The 15953-nt window shown below is 69.5% G+C and carries 17 protein-coding genes and 2 pseudogenes; 12 read left to right on the top strand and 7 right to left on the bottom strand.

From position 1 onward, the window contains the following. Positions 1 to 27 precede the first annotated feature (27 nt). From NI25_RS03855 to NI25_RS03825, 7 genes are all read left to right on the top strand, one after another. Positions 28 to 228, top strand: coding sequence for an MbtH family protein (locus tag NI25_RS03855; RefSeq protein ID WP_061441072.1), 201 nt, complete (start codon positions 28 to 30; stop codon positions 226 to 228). A 35-nt stretch (positions 229 to 263) separates the two neighbouring features. Further along, complete coding sequence (lat, locus tag NI25_RS03850; RefSeq protein ID WP_061441071.1) at positions 264 to 1592, top strand: L-lysine 6-transaminase; 1329 nt, start codon at positions 264 to 266, stop codon at positions 1590 to 1592. After that, positions 1589 to 2338, top strand: a complete 750-nt coding sequence (locus NI25_RS03845) for a thioesterase II family protein (RefSeq protein ID WP_158508429.1) — start codon at positions 1589 to 1591, stop codon at positions 2336 to 2338. Before lat ends, NI25_RS03845 begins: the two co-directional genes overlap by 4 nt. A gap of 5 nt (positions 2339 to 2343) precedes the next feature. Continuing rightward, a complete protein-coding gene (locus NI25_RS03840) occupies positions 2344 to 3507 on the top strand; it encodes an NAD(P)/FAD-dependent oxidoreductase (protein WP_267886328.1) in 1164 nt (387 codons plus the stop codon). 49 nt (positions 3508 to 3556) lie between these two features. Next, the gene (locus NI25_RS03835; RefSeq protein ID WP_158508428.1) at positions 3557 to 4510 is read left to right on the top strand and encodes a trypsin-like serine peptidase; all 954 of its coding nucleotides are present in this window, start codon (positions 3557 to 3559) and stop codon (positions 4508 to 4510) included. 30 nt (positions 4511 to 4540) lie between these two features. Beyond that, complete coding sequence (locus NI25_RS39040; protein ID WP_061441067.1) at positions 4541 to 5158, top strand: hypothetical protein; 618 nt, start codon at positions 4541 to 4543, stop codon at positions 5156 to 5158. 144 nt (positions 5159 to 5302) lie between these two features. Further along, the gene (locus NI25_RS03825; RefSeq protein ID WP_061441066.1) at positions 5303 to 5788 is read left to right on the top strand and encodes a phospholipase; all 486 of its coding nucleotides are present in this window, start codon (positions 5303 to 5305) and stop codon (positions 5786 to 5788) included. 210 nt (positions 5789 to 5998) lie between these two features. Here the strand turns inward: NI25_RS03825 and NI25_RS03820 are convergent, their stop codons facing one another. The 3 genes from NI25_RS03820 to NI25_RS03810 all read right to left on the bottom strand — a co-directional run bounded on the left by NI25_RS03820 (position 5999) and on the right by NI25_RS03810 (position 8318). Then, positions 5999 to 6724, bottom strand: coding sequence for a DUF4097 family beta strand repeat-containing protein (locus NI25_RS03820; protein ID WP_061441065.1), 726 nt, complete (start codon positions 6722 to 6724; stop codon positions 5999 to 6001). Positions 6725 to 6768: 44 nt separating this feature from the next. Further along, on the bottom strand, positions 6769 to 7242 hold the full coding sequence (locus tag NI25_RS40730; RefSeq protein ID WP_061441064.1) for a transposase: 474 nt from the start codon (positions 7240 to 7242) through the stop codon (positions 6769 to 6771). A gap of 65 nt (positions 7243 to 7307) precedes the next feature. Beyond that, on the bottom strand, positions 7308 to 8318 hold the full coding sequence (locus tag NI25_RS03810) for a hypothetical protein (protein WP_061441063.1): 1011 nt from the start codon (positions 8316 to 8318) through the stop codon (positions 7308 to 7310). A 148-nt stretch (positions 8319 to 8466) separates the two neighbouring features. Here NI25_RS03810 and NI25_RS03805 point away from each other — a divergent pair, with 148 nt between their 5' ends. Further along, positions 8467 to 9123 carry a TetR/AcrR family transcriptional regulator gene (locus NI25_RS03805; protein ID WP_061441062.1) on the top strand — a complete coding sequence of 219 codons (657 nt, stop codon included), beginning with the start codon at positions 8467 to 8469 and terminating at the stop codon, positions 9121 to 9123. A 23-nt stretch (positions 9124 to 9146) separates the two neighbouring features. On the opposite strand, the gene NI25_RS03800 is transcribed toward NI25_RS03805, so the two are convergent. The 3 genes from NI25_RS03800 to NI25_RS03790 form a co-directional block, all read right to left on the bottom strand. Then, positions 9147 to 9476, bottom strand: coding sequence for a hypothetical protein (locus NI25_RS03800; protein WP_061441061.1), 330 nt, complete (start codon positions 9474 to 9476; stop codon positions 9147 to 9149). A gap of 331 nt (positions 9477 to 9807) precedes the next feature. After that, positions 9808 to 10215 carry an FKBP-type peptidyl-prolyl cis-trans isomerase gene (locus NI25_RS03795; RefSeq protein WP_061441060.1) on the bottom strand — a complete coding sequence of 136 codons (408 nt, stop codon included), beginning with the start codon at positions 10213 to 10215 and terminating at the stop codon, positions 9808 to 9810. Positions 10216 to 10853: 638 nt separating this feature from the next. Beyond that, the gene (locus tag NI25_RS03790; RefSeq protein ID WP_061441059.1) at positions 10854 to 11159 is read right to left on the bottom strand and encodes a hypothetical protein; all 306 of its coding nucleotides are present in this window, start codon (positions 11157 to 11159) and stop codon (positions 10854 to 10856) included. A gap of 144 nt (positions 11160 to 11303) precedes the next feature. Between NI25_RS03790 and NI25_RS40725 the strand changes: the two are divergent. Together NI25_RS40725 and NI25_RS03785 are read left to right on the top strand one after the other, a co-directional pair. Next, a pseudogene (locus tag NI25_RS40725) lies at positions 11304 to 11728 on the top strand (transposase); the annotation flags it as partial. A gap of 312 nt (positions 11729 to 12040) precedes the next feature. Next, entirely contained in the window at positions 12041 to 12589 is a 549-nt protein-coding gene (locus NI25_RS03785) for a GNAT family N-acetyltransferase (protein ID WP_033275420.1), read from the top strand. On the opposite strand, the gene NI25_RS39595 is transcribed toward NI25_RS03785, so the two are convergent. Beyond that, positions 12565 to 12990, bottom strand: coding sequence for a hypothetical protein (locus tag NI25_RS39595; protein WP_061441058.1), 426 nt, complete (start codon positions 12988 to 12990; stop codon positions 12565 to 12567). The two genes, NI25_RS03785 and NI25_RS39595, sit on opposite strands and share 25 nt — an antisense overlap. A gap of 1112 nt (positions 12991 to 14102) precedes the next feature. On the opposite strand from NI25_RS39595, the pseudogene NI25_RS03775 reads away from it, so the two are divergent. Together NI25_RS03775 and NI25_RS03770 are read left to right on the top strand one after the other, a co-directional pair. Next, positions 14103 to 14632, top strand: a pseudogene (locus NI25_RS03775) (carbamate kinase); the annotation flags it as partial. A 125-nt stretch (positions 14633 to 14757) separates the two neighbouring features. Further along, entirely contained in the window at positions 14758 to 15678 is a 921-nt protein-coding gene (locus NI25_RS03770; RefSeq protein ID WP_061441056.1) for a universal stress protein, read from the top strand. Positions 15679 to 15953 lie beyond the last annotated feature (275 nt).

Here is a 15953-nt window from a genome sequence, read left to right as displayed (position 1 = left end):
TGTTCCAACACCTCGAGGAGCACCGTCATGTCCGAGTCCACCCTCTACGACGTCGTCCTCAACGACGAGGAGCAGTACTCCCTGTGGGAGGCCGAGCGTGAACTCCCGGCCGGCTGGCACCGGGAGGGAACCCGCGGCTCCCGCGAGGAGTGCGTCGCTCACATCGACCGGATCTGGACCGACATCCGCCCGCGCAGCGTCCGCGAACGCCATGCCCGTCACGCGTGACACCCGTTCCGCAACCGACACTCCCAGGAGAACCCATGAGCAGCACGACGCTTGACTATCTCCGCACCCATGTCACCGGGGACTTCTCCGACGTCCTGGTGGACGTCCGTGCCAGCAACGGCTGCTGGCTGGTGGACGAGCGGGACGGATCCCGCTACCTCGATATGTCGATGTTCTACGCGTCGGCTCCGCTGGGCCACAACCATCCCGGCCTGCACGGTGATCCGGCGCTCGACGAGTCCCTGCTCGCCGCCTCCCGGATGAAGCCCGCCAACCCGGACTTCGGCACCGGCGAGCAGATCAGATTCGCCAACGCCTTCATGAAGGCGCTCGCCTCGGACGACATGCCCTACGTCTTCTTCATCGACGGCGGCGCGCTGGCCGTGGAGAACGCCCTGAAAGTCGCCTTCGACTGGAAGACCCAGCACAACGCGCAGCGCGGCGTCGCGGTACGCGGCTCACGCGTCCTGCATCTGGAGTCCGCCTTCCACGGCCGCACCGGCTACACCATGTCGCTGACCAACACCGACCCGTCCAAGACCCGGGACTTCCCGGTCTTCGACTGGCCGCGCATCCCCAGCCCGGCCGTGAACGACATGGATCGCTGGGAGGAACCGGGACTCCTGGACGAGGAGTTGCAGGCGCTCGCTGCGGCCGGAGCGGCATTCCGCCGCTACGCCGACGAGATCGCCTGCTTCATCTTCGAGCCCATCCAGGGTGAGGGCGGAGACCGTCACCTGCGCCCGCAGTTCCTGACCGCCATGGCCGAACTGTGCCGCACCCATGATGCCCTCTTCGTCGCGGACGAGGTGCAGACCGGCTTCGGCCTGACCGGTGACCGCTGGGCCTGCGACACCCTCGGCCTCAAGCCCGACCTGATCGCCTTCGGCAAGAAGACACAGGTGTGCGGCGTCCTCGGCGGCCGGCGCGTCCTCGAAGTCCCGGACAACGCCTTCCGGGCCTCGAGCCGCCTCAGCTCCACGTGGGGCGGCAACCTGACCGACATGGTCAGGGCCACCCGGATCCTGGAGGTCGTCGAGCGGGAAGGGCTGTTCACCGCGGCCCGGACGACGGGCGAGTACCTTCTCAAGGGTCTGCGCGAACTCGCCGCCGACCTGCCTGAACTCGTCAGCGCACCGCGTGGTCGCGGCCTGATGTGCGCCATCACCCTGCCCGACCCCGAGGTGCGCAACCGGGTTGTCGCCCGGGCCTTCGACAAGCACGGGGTGATATTCCTCGGATCCGGCGAGCGCGAACTGCGCCTGCGGCCGCCGCTGTCCGTGTCGGAGGCCGAACTCGCCACCGCCCTCGAGGCGTTGCGCGACGTACTCAAGGAAGAGTCCGCAGTCGAGGAGCGATCGTGAACCGAATAACCCGGCCGCACCCGCGTCCCTGGGCGTCCCGACGCCTGATCTGCCTCAGTTTCGCGGGTGGCGGCACCGTCGGATTCCGTCCCTGGGCACAGCAGTTGCCGGTCGACATCGAGCTGCGTGCCCTGTGCTACCCGGGTCGTGAATCCCGTTTCGGCGACCAGGTCGCGGGCGGCTGGCAGGGCCTGGTCGACGACTGTGCGACGGCTCTCCAGAACGAGGTACGCGCACCGTACGTGCTGTACGGGCACAGCATGGGTGCGCTGGTCGCCTTCGAGACCGCCCGCGCGCTCCAGGCCCGGGGCGTCGAAGGGCCGGAGAGCCTGGTCCTGTCCGGGCACATCGCCCCGCAGCACTGGACCGGCACCCGCGCCGCCGCCCTGGCGACCGCCTCGGACGAGGAACTGGCGTCCTGGCTCGAGGCTACGGGCGGAGCCCCACGCGCCGTGCTCGCCGACCCGGACCTGCGGTCCCTCGCCGTCGATCTGCTGCGCCTGGACATGACCGTGTACTCCACCTACCGGTTCGACCGCGGAGAGCGGCTGCGAGTCCCCATCCACCTCCTGGTGGGCGAGGCCGAGTCGAGCCCGCTGCACGAGGGCTGGGCGGAGCTGACGGACGGGCCGTACTCGCAGGCGGTCCTGCCCGGCGGGCACTTCTTCACGCCGCGGGTATGGGGGACGCTGCCGCGCCACATGCCTCTCCTCGCGTCCGACGCCACCGCCGGGCTGGCCGGCTGATGGGGGTGGCCGAGGCGCTCCCCACCGCCGCGGAGGTGGTGATTGTCGGCGGCGGCGTCATGGGCGTCAGCATCGCCTTCCACCTGGCGGAGGCCGGGGTCCGGGACGTCCTCCTCCTGGATCGGGACGGGTTGGGGTCGGGGTCCACGTGCAAGGCCGCGGGCGGTGTCCGGGCGCAGTTCTCGGACGCTGTCAACATCCGGCTGGGCGCCCGCGGTCTGGAGCTGTTCCAAGACTTCGGCAGCCGGCCGGGCCAGGAGATCGACCTGCACCGGGAGGGGTACCTCTTCCTGCTCACGCGAGCGGAGGACGTCGCCGAGTTCGAACGCAGCGTGGCCGTGCAGAACGCGCTCGGTGTGCCCAGCCGGATGCTGGACGCCGCCGAAGCCCGGGAGCTGTCCCCCTTGATCTCGACGGACGGCGTGCTGGCAGCGGCGTACTCACCCGACGACGGCTACTGCTCACCGGAGTCGGTCGTGCTCGGATACGCCACGGCCGCACGGCGGCACGGCGCCCGCCTGGTGCAGAGGTGCCGCGTCACGGACCTGGAGCGCGGGGTGACCGCCTCCGGCGCCACCCGTGTCGTCACGGACCGCGGCACGGTCACGGCGGAAACGGTGATCTGCGCGGCCGGGGCCTGGTCGGCATCGCTCGGCCGGATGGCCGGGGTCGACCTTCCCGTGGTGCCCTACCGGCGCCAGATCCTCGTCACCGGACCGATGCCTGACGCGCCCTCGCGCATCCCCATGACCATCGACTTCTCGACCAGCTTCTACTTCCACGGTGAGGGACCGGGCGTGCTGCTCGGCATGTCCGATCCCGACGAGCCCCCGGGGTTCGACCTGTCCCGTTCGGACGGCTGGCTTCCCCGGCTCTCCGAGGCGATGGCCGTACGGGCCCCACGGCTCCTCGACGCGGACATCGCCACCGGGTGGGCCGGTCTCTACGAAGTCACCCCCGACCACAACGCGCTCATCGGCGAGGCTCCCGGACCGGGCCGGTTCCTGTACGCGACCGGCTTCTCCGGCCACGGCTTCCTGCAGGGACCGGCGGTGGGCGAAGTAGTGCGCGACCTCTACCTGGGACGTCGGCCGTTCGTGGACGTCTCGGCCCTGTCCGCCGACCGGTTCGTCCACGACACACCACGAAAGGAGCTCAACTGTGTCTGAGGACCGCAGCAGTGCCCCGGCTCGGCCGGGTCCCGGGCGAAGAAGCCGCGTGAGAACCCTGTTGGCCGCTCTGGCCGTCGCCGCCTCCGGGCTGGTGATCGGCTCGCCGGCCCAGGCTTCGGCCCCCGGCGGGACGGGCGCCGTCAGCCGGCCCGCAGTGATCGACGTACCAGGCGCGGAAGGCGGCACCGCCGCGCAGAAGCAGCAGGCCCTGCTCGACTACTGGACGCCGGAACGGGTGCGCCGCGCCACCGGTGAGGGGAACGACGGGCCGAACGGGGCTCCCGCCGGCGAACGCGTCGATCCGCGTGTCACCGCCGCCGTGGAAGGGCCGTACTCCACCGCCGTCGGCAAGCTGGTCTTCGAGCATGCCGACGGGAGGCCGGACCACTGCACCGGAACCGCCGTCAACAGCGAATCCGAGATCCTCGTGCTCACGGCCGCGCACTGCCTCCACGAAGGTCCGGACGGTACGTGGACGAAGAACGTCGTCTTCATTCCGGCGCGCCACCACGGCGACGAGCCGTTCGGCAGGTTCACCGCCTGGAACGTCGCCACGTCGTCTCTGTGGGCCAGCGGTGACAAACCGGACTGGGAGCACGACTACGGCATGGTCGTGACCAACGACAACGCCGCGGGGCAGACGGTGGTCGAGGCCGCGGGCGGGTATCAGATCGTGCCGGACGCCCGTACCGGCGAGCAGGTGTCGGTCATGGGCTACTCGGGCCCGCCGTACGACGGTGAACACCAGGAGTTCTGTGCGGACTTGATCGAACCCACGGTGCCACCGCTGAACATGTGGCAAGTGGAGTGCGCCAACATGACGCCCGGTTCCAGTGGTTCGCCCTGGCTCCTCGACTACGACTACGCCACCGGGTCCGGCTACATCGGCGGTCTGAACAGCATTTCCGACACCCAGGGCTTCATGGCCTCGCCGCGCTTCGATGCCAGGGCGGGTGAGTTCGTCGCACTCATGGAGCAGATAGCGGGCGCCCGGCCCTGATTCACCCCACCCACCCGGAGGAGCGACGCCATGGACGAGAGCGGATTCCGTTTGCCGCCCACGAACCCGGACGGCGGATGGGCGCGAGCGCATGCACCGCTGCTCGCGCGCCCGCTCGACCTCACGGCCGCGCCGCCGGTGGTGAACCGCCCCATCTCCACGGTCGAACTGCACACCCACCACCTCACCTCGCACCCGACCGGGTGGGCGGGGGAGAGCCGTGCCGGGCTGGGGCTCCTGCTGTCCGGCGCGCTGGGGGCCGCGGACCCGGACGGCGTCGCGATCGACGACGGACCGTGCCCGTACTGCGGCGTCGTCCACGGGTGCACCGCAGCCTTGGCGAACGGCGGTCCGACGTCCCCGGTGTACTTCGCGTCCGTCCGGCAGGGCGACCGGGCGGTCCACGCCCTGGCGGAGACACCGGTCGGCCTGGGCCTCGCCCTGGCCGCCGGGCGTGACCGTGAGGCGCTGCGGGCCGCCCGCAAGCCGGCCAGGCTCGCGGCGGCCGCAGGTGCCGTCTCCCGCGGGCCGTGCGGTGAACCGCGAACAACCGGTGTGGCGCGGACCGTTCGGTACGTCGACGCGCCTTGGCAGCCGGGCTGGGTCGTCTCCGTCGTGTGGCAGGAACGCGACCGCGACGGCTCCTGAGCGTCACGAGCACGCCCGCGCACCGCCACGGTCCACACCTTTCCAGTCCGTCGGCGGGCCGGTCCGAACCGACGGCGCCGTCCACCCAGTACGAACCGTATGCACATCGCCACTGTCAGTGTCACTCTCGCTGGAGGAAGCATCATGCACCGTAGACTCTCCGCCTTTGCCGTCAGCGCGGCCTGCGTCGCTCTCGCGATCGGAGCCTCCGCCGCACCGGCCTCCGCCGCACCGGCCGACAAGGCGAAGGTGCTCAGCAGCTGGACCCAGACGGACGCGAGCAGTTACAACGCCTGGGTCGCGGCCCGTGCCAACCAGGGCGCCTGGAGCGCCTACGGGTTCGACTGGTCCACGGACTACTGCTCCTCGTCTCCCGACAACCCCTTCGGCTTCCCCTTCCAGACCTCCTGTGCCCGGCACGACTTCGGGTACCGCAACTACAAGGCGGCGGGCACCTTCGACGCGAACAAGGCGCGCCTGGACAGTGCCTTCTACGCGGACCTGAAGAGGGTGTGCGCCCGCTACAGCGGTGCGCAGAAGACGGCGTGCGACGCGACGGCCTGGACGTATTACCAGGCGGTGGACAAGTTCGGCCGCTCTGCCGCCTTGGACGGCGGGCTCGCCGCCTGATCCCTCGTCGGTGCAACGGCCCGGCTCGCCCAGCGGGGCGAGCCGGGCCGGCTGCCGATGGCGTACGCGGAAACAAGCGGCGCGTTCACAGGCCGGGACGGACGGCATGAGCCCGGGCGTGCGACTCCGATCGACGAGTTCTTCGCGGAGACCGAGCGCCGGCGGAAGTGAACGACGGTCCGCCACCGAGTCCGGAGCCGGTGGGAGAGGTCAAGCGGGGTTGACGGATACGTCTCCGTTGCCGGTGGTGAGTTCGATCCGGTGGTCACCGGACGGGTCGTTGCGGACACCGATGTCCTTGTCCCCGTTGCCGGTCTTCACCGAGATCCGGTAACTGCTGTCGGGGAGGTTGAGCGTGAGCCCGCCGTTCGTTGTCTTGGCGCGGATGTCCAGTGCCTTCCCGGGGGTCAGGTCGATCTCGCCGTTGGAGGTCTCCGCGTCGATCCGGCTGCCCCGCAGGTCCTTCCCGTCGATGTTCCCGTTGGAGGTCCGGGCCTTCACCTCGCCGGCCACTCCTTCCAAGGTGACGTCACCGGAGCCCGTCTTGAGGTCCACCGGTCCCACCTCGGACAGACTGACATCGCCCTTCGACGTCTCGCCGTCGACCGTCACCCCGGCGGGTACGTCCACCGTGTAGTCCACCTTGCAGTCGTCGCCGCAGCCATCGAGGGTCAACCGCCCCTCATCGACCCGGTGGGTCGCTCCATCGGGTTTGTCCCCGTGGTAAGTGATCTCGCGGTGCACGGTGATCTCGTCGAGGTCCTCTCTGCCGCGGAGCGTGACGCTGCCGGTTCCGGTCTCCAGCCGGACCGACGTGACCTCCTCCCGCAGCGACGCGTCGTCCTCGAAGGTCTCCCCGGGGCCGCAACCGCTGAGCCCGGCTGCAGCCAGCCCGGCCGCAAGGACGGTCCAGAGTGAGCGAACGCGCATCGTCATGTCGGTGGCTCCAAGTCCTCGGACGCTGGCGGTCGGCAACGAAACTAGCTGCGTACGGCCGGGCACGGCGACAGTGCTACCCCCACCTTCCGACCACCGGCTACCCCCAGTGCGGACTGGCTGGCCGGCTGCCGCAGGCTCCACCCCGCTACGACGCCGCGACGATCACGTTCTCGACCCGGCCCGTCGTGCCGGAATACTGCCGGCCCACGGCCGCGGTCTTCGTCCCCATTCTTCGCCTGCCCCGTCTCGTCGAAGATCAGGACCCCGCCGTCGGCGCCGAGGCGCCGGGCCAGGAACGCGCGCACCACGTCTCTCGCGGCGTCCTCCTCCCAGCGGGCGCGTTCGAGCAGGTGGTGCAGGCGATACGGCCAGTCCAGGCCGACTGCCTCCGCGATCGACCAGCAGTTGCCCGAAACGCCTGGCATCAGTAACCCGCGCAGGTCCAACACTCCGTTGGCCCGCAGGTCGCGGCGGCGGTAGACCGGTGCGACGTCTGCGGCGAATACCGCTTCCATCTGCTCGGGATCTGCACTGCGGCGCAGTGCAGATCCCGAGCAGTGGTCACCGTGCGCGGGGCCTGTCACCTCCGATACCGCTGCGCCACTGCCGTGAAGGCGGCCTTGGGTTCCCATTCCATGTCGGGGTAGGTCTGCCCCCGGCGCCCTTCGAGGAGTTTGACGATGCCCAGGCCAGCCCGGTCCAAGTCGTCCCTGGGGTCGCCGTCCGGGCGATGCGGGTAGCCAGGTAGGGCGAACAAGAACACGAACGCGCTGTCCACGCCCTCGGTCTCGAAGATCTCCAGCAGTTCGCTCAGATATGCGGCCTGGCCGGCCTCGTCACGCTCGTATATGCCGTTCAGCCGTAGAGGGGCCTTGGTCTCTGGGTCGTACTCGACCACTTCCAGCACTCGCCCACCGCGGTCTCCCGCGCCGCGGTAGGCCGCGGTGCCGAACCCGGTGATGGCGAGCGGCTTCGGGCCTTGGGCCAGGGTGCGCACAGCGTCCCGGAACCGGTGGGCGACCTCGGCGGAGCGGATCAGCTCGAACGTCACCATGTCGAAGGGAGTCCAGTCGACCTGCTCGAACTGGATGGATGAGTAGGTGAGCTTGCCTTGAAAGCGCTCGCGGACCGTGGCCGCGGCGTCGCGGAGGAATGCGTTGATGCGCACGCCGAGCTCGCGCATCGCTTCGGCCCGCCGCTCGGGTTGGCTCATCAGCTGCTCGACCCGTTCCTCGGGGCTCTCTCCGGGCAGGAACCCGCGGTTCATCACGCTCAGCTCGACCCCTGCGACGAACACGACGGTGGCCCCCTGCTGCCGGAGCCGTTCCGCTCGCTCGGCGCAGTCGCGGAAAAGCGTGAGGATCTGCTGCGGATCCAGCTCCAGCGGGTAGGGCGAGAACCAGACCTCCAGGCCGAGCTCGGCGGCGGCACCGGCGGCCAGTTCCAGTCGATCCGGGTCGCCGCCGATGATCTGGATCGCGTTGCAGTGCAGGTCGTCACGAATGATGGCGAGCTCGCGCCGGACCACCGCGGGGTCGAAGTGCTCGCGGGATATCTGGCCGTGCACGACGAATCCGGTGTCGTAGGTCATTCCTCTTGCTCGCATGGTGACGTCCTCTCTGTCGGTCTCGATCAGGTCGAGGCTGACAGGAAAAATGCGTGCACGCAACTTTGCGTACACGCAAGTTTGCACGCACGCAAGTTTGCGCGCACGCAGCCCTGCGTGGAACGCTGACGCCGTGACGACACCACCACCAGGGCTGCGGGAGCGGAAGAAGCAGGCCACGCGCGATGCGCTACGCGAGGCGGCCCTGCGCCTAGCCATGGAGCGCGGACCCGACCAGGTGCGGGTCGAGGACATCGCCGAAGCGGCCGGGGTCTCGCCGCGCACCTACAACAACTACTTCGCCAGCCGCGAGCAGGCGATCGTCTCTGCCGTTACCGCGGACCGGGAGGTGCGCATCGCGGCGGCGGTCGCGGCCCGGCCTGCAGGAGTGCGCCTGGCTGAGGCCATCACCGAAGCAGTGGTCGAGCAGTACACGAACACCGGCGAGCGCGAACACAAGGCGCTGCTGCTGATCACCACTCAGACCGCGCTGCGCGACGCGTTCCTCGATACCACCGCCGGCATCGAGCCCCCTCTCACGGCGGTGATCGCCGAACGCCTAGACGACGCTGAAGCGCACGCGGCCCGCGTCCTCGCGGCAAGCGTGGCCGCGGCAGTTCGCATCGCGCTGGAGGGCTGGCTCCGGCCGGCCCAGAACGCAGAGGCCGCCGAGAGTTTCGCTGCCGGAGGACTGGTCGTGCCCTCCGGCTCACTGTCCGACCAGCTCCGCACTGCGCTGGCCCCGCTCGCGCCCGCGTTCGACGCCGCCGAGCAAGCCGATTCAATGTAGATGACGCTATGTCAGGTCACGATCTACGACTGGAGTACTAGTGTCACCAGCGGTGGTACATGAAGCGGCTGGAGCGGAGGTTCCGGATCGGACTCCGAACACCAGTCACGTACAAGCTGGAGGAGCGACTCTTCATCGCTGTACCACTCGCCCACGTCGATCAGGGACAGAATGCTTCCGTCCGGACCGAAGCCGCCGTTGGCGACTTCCAGATACAAACGCCGCAGCAACTCCGGCATGGGGTACCCCACGACGGCCTCAACCTCAGCAACCGCCTGGGGAGGCGCAGGCGGCGGTAGCTCCTGGGCTCTCGCATAGCCCCGAACTTGTTCCACTATCTCGTCGTCGGTCACCCGCCGATGATCAAGGCCAACACCACAGCTGTCTACCGCCGTCCTGGAGCACCGCACCCGAAGGAAACGACCTCTTAGGTGGCGGAGCCTCTGTTCAACGGCGGCGCGTTCGCGGCTGGCCGGCCGGATCGCGTGGACCTGCCGCTCCCCGTTGTCTGGTCGGGGCGGACGAGCTACGCCCTGGACCGTTCGCAGTCCCGCACGACGCTCTGCGGACCGTCCTTGCCGAAGGACTGCGCGAGGGCCTGGTGGTCCTCCTGCAGCGCCGGATCCTCGCCGAAGCCATGACGGTAATGCCTGGGGCGAGGGGCGGAAGCAGGAACGGTCCGGGTCAGCGGGCGCTGCTCCAGCCGCCTGTGCTGGAGTACAAGTCGAGCAGGTCGACCACGAAGACCAGGGTCGAGCCCGCCGGAATCAACGTCGAGGGCGACTGGTTGCCGTAGCCGAGACGCGGGGGAACGACGATCTCGCGCCGACCGCCGACCCTCATCCCCCTCAATCCTCGGTCCCAGCCCTTGATGACCCTGCCGCCGCCCAGAGTGAACTTGAACGGCTGGTCACGGTCCCAGGAGGAGTCGAACTCCTTCCCGGTCTCGAAGGTCACCCCGACGTAGTGGACCCTGACCACCGTGCCCGGCTTCGCCTCGGCCCCGTCCCCGACGACCAGGTCCCGGACGGTCAGTTCGGCAGGCGCAGCACCCTCCGGGACGTCGACCTCGGGCTTCGTCAGTTCACTCATCGCGGTTCCGTCACTCTCCGTCGCAGACCCATGCGCGGGCCGACCCGGCCGATGGACACTCCATGCGGCAGAGGATCACGCTAACGCGCACACCGGTTTCCGGAGCGCACCAGATCCAGTGACCGCGCGCGGCGGTCCGGCGCACGGCGACCTGTCCGAGACGGCTACCCGGACAAGCGCCTGGTCCGCAGTGTCACCGCAGCCTGCCTCGCACACAAGATCGGGCGGGACGTCTGCTCGGGAGCCGTCTTCAGGAGTCAGACATGCTGCGCACCATGTTCAAGTCCCAGATCTAGCATTAGGGTGTTTTTGCAGGTCAGAGGTTTGATAGGCCCACTCGGGTCAGCAAACGGTCAGCATCGGGTGCGGGAGCGTCCCGGCTTGCTGTCCAGGTGGCCGTCATGATGGGGACCTGGACACAGGTGCCTGGCTCCCGCTTGGGACGTTCGCTGCGTTACTCGGCGCTCGTCCGCGGCATGCGCTGGCGCCATGGGCCCCGGTTTCGGCACCGTCGCTATTTCCGATACCGAGACCGAAGCCGCAGCCGACTCCACTGAGGCGGCCCTTCGCGTGACCTACTGCGTCATGATCACCCGCGCCCGCGAGCGGGGCTGGTCCCGGGTCTGCAGGGCAGCCGGTTACCGCGCCACCTGGGGGCCTACGCGGGTAGGCGATGATGTGCCAAGCGCCCACTGGGGGAGATGCCCGAGGGAATGGCGGTCGGCCGCCCGACCCTTGCCCGCATCAAGGACCAACGAGATACCCGCACGGCCCGAGACGAGCGTCACCCGGCCGTCGCCCGCTCCGCCGCACTCCCAGCCGGGCCGGGCAGCCGCCCATTGCTTCACTGAGGCCAACTCCCAGTCTCCGAAGTCGGCTTCCAGCAGTTCGGCCACCATGTGGACGGCGTCTTCATGGCTGTCGTGTGAGTAGCTGTCGGTCATCCGGACGATGTTGGCACGCCGGGCCGACACCGGGTGCGGTGGCCCCGCAGGACCACGACCCGGGGCAACGGCGGGGACTCGCACGGCAGGCCAGGGGCAGCCGGCACGCTCACGCTCACCCCCACGTGGCAAGGATGCGCGCAGCGTGCCGGCACCACCTCGGCCGGGGTCGGCCGACCATGGGTGTTCGCCGCCTACGCCACCAGCTCGGGCCGGGCCCTGGTGGACCGGGAGCTCTCCCTGCCCAAAGCCCGGGCCTCCGACCGCAACCGCTGCCGGGCGGCGAAGCTGCACGCCGACCAAGGTTACGACTACGACCATCTGCGCCAATGGCACCCCAAGCGGGGTATCCGCCACCGCATCGCCGCAAAGGGATCGAGCCCTCCCAGCGGCTCGGCCGCCACCGATGGGTTGTGGAGAGGACCGTGCCCTGGCTCGCCGGCTGCCGGCGGCTTCACCGCCGCTACGAACGCAAGGCAGAACATGTCCTCGTTTTCGCCGGCATAGCCGCAGCCCTCATGTGTCACGGCCGGCTCGTCCGTGCGGACGGGCCGCACCAGTCAGTGTGAGGGTCCGACACCGCTGACCCAGACACCGAATGGCCTCATCTCCGGCTCGGTATCTCCGGCTCGGTCTGGGTCAGCTCTGAGAGACTCTGCGCGTCATCCGGGTCCGACCAGGCGATGAAGCCTGGCTCGCTGTCGGCCGGAAATCCTTCGATGACCGGACCCAGGTCGTCGGAAGCCACATAGGTACCGCTGAACGGCTAGGCATCCGTGGGCGCAGAACCGGTCGAGCACCGGAGCTGTCCTGCCTGCTTGTCGTGCCAAACGACGTTCAAAGCCGTCCTGTCGTGGTCCGAGCGGCCTTAACGTCGTGCCGTGACCACCGTTGACAACACCGCTTTCCGGTACCGCGCCGCCGTCCCCGAGGACGCCGAGGCCATCGAGGCCCTGGACGGCTCTTTCACCACCGACACGGTCTTCCGGGTGACCGTCGCCGACGACGGGTTCGCCCTGCGGGAGGTCAAGGTGGACCCGCCCCTGACCAAGGTGTTCCCCGAGGACGAGTACGACGGCGACGACGCGGACTCCCGTACCTTCGTCGCCCACGGAGCCGCCGGCGACCTGGCCGGGTTCGTCACCGTCTCGTACTCCGGGTGGAACCGCCGGCTGACCGTGGAGGACATCGAGATCGCCCCGGAGCACCGGGGACGGGGCGTCGGCCGGGCGCTGATGGGGCTCGCGGTGGAGTTCGCCCGCGAGCGGGGCGCCGGACACCTCTGGCTGGAGGTCACCAACATCAACGCACCCGCGATTCACGCGTACCGGAGGATGGGCTTCGCCTTCTGCGGGCTGGACACCGCCCTCTATGACGGCACCCCCTCCGAAGGCGAGCAGGCGCTCTACATGAGCATGCCCTGCCCCTGAGCGGACAGCGGACGGCACACGGACGGAGTGGCCCCGGCGCCCGGCGCGACCGGGACGGTCAGCAGCCGGGCCGGGCCTCCGTCCGGGACCGCACACCGGGCGCCAACCCGGCGCCGGGACGACTCGCGGCCGTGCGTGCACCGGCGGGCATGGCACTCGGTGCGGGCCGTCGCGGCACCGGCCCGGGCGAGGGTGTGGAGCACGTCCCAGAGGGTCACTTCGAACTGCCGGGGCAGCTCCGTCGGCAGGATCGGGACGAGGGCGGGCTTCCGGCGGAGCGGCTCGTCCTCGTTCTCCTTCCGCTTCTCGTCGTCCGCCGTGATGGCGGCCTTCACCTTCCCGACGAGCGCGTCCTCGGAGTGGACGGAGACGTTCGAGGACTGGGTCAGGTCCTGGAGCACTTCCTCGGTCGGCTTCGACGGCTCTCCTTCGCGGTGTGCGAGGGCGGTTCGCCATCGGCTGGACCGTACGGAAGGGAGGAGCGGCGCACGCAAGCGCACAGCGGCGCGTGACTTGGAGTCCGGCCCGGGCGGGCCGGAGTCGGCGCCTTGGCCCCGCCTCGCTCGCGAGTCCCACGCCGCTGAGGGGCGCCTCAAGCGGGCGGCAGGCAGCGAGCCGGCTTCCGGGGCGGTCGAGCGTCGACCGGCTGATGCCCAATGGGGCCGAGTTCCATGAACCAGAGTGATGTCGGTGCTCGACAGGTCGGTGGAGCGTGGACGCACGTCGTCCGTGTAGTAGAGGGGCCTCCGCAGGCCTGATGACTCATCAGGCAAGTCAGCATCCGGTCAGCATGAGTCGCCGGGCGTTCCCGGAGGACGGCCTGAACAGGTTGCCGGCGACGGCGCGAAAGCCCAGGGAGGAAGCCGTCCCGCCTGAGCGATATTCCTCACAAACGTCGAACGGGGGCGTCGGTGTAGGGTCGAGACCGCCCTTGACCTGCACAAAGCAGGCAGGGAGCCGTCTTCCAGGAGTCAGACATGCTGCGCACCATGTTCAAGTCCAAGATCTAGCATCTGGGCATTCACGCTGGTCAGAGGCGTTATACGGTCGCTCAGGTCAGCAAGTGGTCAGCATCGGGTGCGGGAGTGTCCTGCGGTGCTGACCCGGGGCCGCCACAGCGGTGCTCTGGGCCCGGACGCCTGGCTTCCGTCTGGAAGGTGCGTGACGTGGCTCGTCAGCTCGCTCGCTGTAGGGGTCGTTCTGCAAGGACCGCGGCCGTGCTGGGCCGACGCGGTGCCCGCACCCGTTCACGATCCGTTCCCGCAATGGTCGGGAGGAGCAGGCCGAGGAGGGCGGCTTTACCACGCAGGACGATGCGATCGAGCGCTTGACGCAGATCTATGCGGAGAAGACGGCGGTCCGGCTTCCCGCCACACGGATGTACGTGCGCTGGACACCGTCCTGACCATGGTCGACCGGGAAGGCCTCCGCCGTCTATCAGGGCCTGGCCGACTCCCTGCGCTCCTGGACACCTTGGTGCCCAGCACGGAACGCCTCCGAGCGGCCCACCTAGTTCGTCGGCCGGGTCTATTCGCGGGAGGTGGCGCACGTCCTCGCCCGCAAGCGCGGCTGGTACATCGCCGAGGACACCACGGGATGGCGCCGCGTCGTCCCGTCCCCAGCGCCGGAGGCCGTCGTGGAGACGGACACCGTCCACGCCATGCCGAGCGGCGAAGGCTGGTCGTCTGCGCCGGCGGCGGAGGCGTCCCCGTCAGGGCCGATCACGACACCGGGGCGCTGACCGGAGTCGAAGCCGTCGTCGACAAGGACTTCACCGCCGCTTCCCTGCTCATCCTCACCGACGTCCCGAACGTGTCCGCCGACTACGGCACGCCTCGCCAGCAGCCCGTGCTCGACGAGCCCTCCGGGAACTTCGGGACAGGGCCTTCCCCCGAGAGTTTGATGCAGCCCAAGACCGAGGCCGCTGCCCGGTTCGTGGAATGGACCGGTGGCCTGGGCGCTATCGGCGCCCTCGACGCCGCGTACGCCATCGTCCAGGGAACATCGACGACGTTCGTACGACCCGAACTCCCCATCGGATGACAAGCAGCAGGCGGCGCACCGGAGAGTCGGATTCCGGGACGGTTGGCTCCTGGCCAGGGGCCAGTGGCCTCTGCTGTCGCCGCCCGACGGGACCAAGACTCGAAGCGGACTGAAGGAGGATTTCCATGACCCGCACCATCACCGTCGGACTGGACGGTTCGCCGGCGAGCCTGGCTGCCGCGGACTGGGCCGCGCACGAGGCACAGCTCAGGGACCTGCCTCTGAGGCTCGTGACCGCGTGGGAGTGGCAAGCCCCCGCCTTCGCACCGGCGACCGGACTCGGCGTACCGGTGCCGCCGAGCGACCTCCAGCGGGCATCGGCACAGCACCTGCTGGCCCAGGCGCGCTCCCGCGTCGGCGAGACCCGCCCCGGGTTGCGGATCGACACGGACGAGATCGCCGGTCTGCCCGTCCCGGCTCTGCTGAAGGCCGCCGAGGAGGCCGAACTGTTGGTACTGGGCTCCCGCGGACTGAGCAAGGCGGCGGGATACCTGCTCGGTTCCGTCTCCCATGCCGTCCTGGCCTCGTGCGAGCGGCCCGTCGTCCTCGTCCGGGCTGCCGAGCACAGCGAGGAGGAGGCGACGCCGGAGACCTCGGCACGCGAGGTCTCCGCCGTCTCCGGCCACCGTGACGTCGTCCTGGGCCTGGATCTGCACAACCCCAATGACGCGGTGATCGCCTACGCGTTCGACGCGGCTTCACGGCGCGCCGCACGCCTACGGATCATTCACGGCTGGACGCTGCCGCCCTACTACTACGGCGGTGCGCTCATGCCCGATCTGAACGACGGCATGGTCAAGCAGGTACGGAGCGAACTGTCCGACGTCCTGCGACCGTGGCAGGACAGGTACCCCGCTGTGGAGGTTCACGCGCAGGCCACGATCGGTGGTGCCGGGCGCCACCTGGTCGACGCCTCCTACGACGCCGCACTCGTGGTGGTGGGCAGGCGGAACCGTCGGGCGGCCGTAGGCGCTCATATCGGTCCGGTGACCCAGGCGCTGCTGCATCACGCCGTCGCTCCGGTGGCGGTGATCTCGCACGACTGACCGAGAAGGACTGCCCAGGACTGCGAAGGCAACGAGGGAGGCTTTCCCTGTCCGTTCCTCAGCCCGCCTGTACGCGGTGCGTGTGACACGCCGCGTGCGGGCGGACTGTTTCATCGCCGGCGGCCTTGGGGCATGTGGCGGTCGGTCCGACCTGCGGCTCCATCAGAGGGCGTTCGCGTGAGCCTTCCCCCTACTCGATCGAGCACCGGGCGGCCGCAAGCGGCGTGTACGGAAGGGGCCGGTCGGCCCTGTCGGGTACCCGGTGAACGGGGCAG

This window comes from Streptomyces sp. CCM_MD2014 (assembly GCF_000772045.1).
Taxonomy (GTDB): domain Bacteria; phylum Actinomycetota; class Actinomycetes; order Streptomycetales; family Streptomycetaceae; genus Streptomyces; species Streptomyces salinarius.
Note: the sequence above shows the minus strand (reverse complement) of the source record. Positions and strands in the feature narration are given on the sequence as shown.

What these genes read in the sequence shown, in the direction of transcription:
- NI25_RS03855 (WP_061441072.1), top strand. Translation starts at nt 28, where the DNA reads ATGTCCGAGTCCACCCTCTACGACGTCGTCCTCAACGACGAGGAGCAG.
- lat (WP_061441071.1), top strand. Translation starts at nt 264, where the DNA reads ATGAGCAGCACGACGCTTGACTATCTCCGCACCCATGTCACCGGGGAC.
- NI25_RS39040 (WP_061441067.1), top strand. Translation starts at nt 4,541, where the DNA reads ATGGACGAGAGCGGATTCCGTTTGCCGCCCACGAACCCGGACGGCGGA.
- NI25_RS03825 (WP_061441066.1), top strand. Translation starts at nt 5,303, where the DNA reads ATGCACCGTAGACTCTCCGCCTTTGCCGTCAGCGCGGCCTGCGTCGCT.
- NI25_RS03820 (WP_061441065.1), bottom strand. Translation starts at nt 6,724, where the DNA reads ATGACGATGCGCGTTCGCTCACTCTGGACCGTCCTTGCGGCCGGGCTG.
- NI25_RS40730 (WP_061441064.1), bottom strand. Translation starts at nt 7,242, where the DNA reads ATGGAAGCGGTATTCGCCGCAGACGTCGCACCGGTCTACCGCCGCCGC.
- NI25_RS03810 (WP_061441063.1), bottom strand. Translation starts at nt 8,318, where the DNA reads ATGACCTACGACACCGGATTCGTCGTGCACGGCCAGATATCCCGCGAG.
- NI25_RS03795 (WP_061441060.1), bottom strand. Translation starts at nt 10,215, where the DNA reads ATGAGTGAACTGACGAAGCCCGAGGTCGACGTCCCGGAGGGTGCTGCG.
- NI25_RS03790 (WP_061441059.1), bottom strand. Translation starts at nt 11,159, where the DNA reads ATGACCGACAGCTACTCACACGACAGCCATGAAGACGCCGTCCACATG.
- NI25_RS03770 (WP_061441056.1), top strand. Translation starts at nt 14,758, where the DNA reads ATGACCCGCACCATCACCGTCGGACTGGACGGTTCGCCGGCGAGCCTG.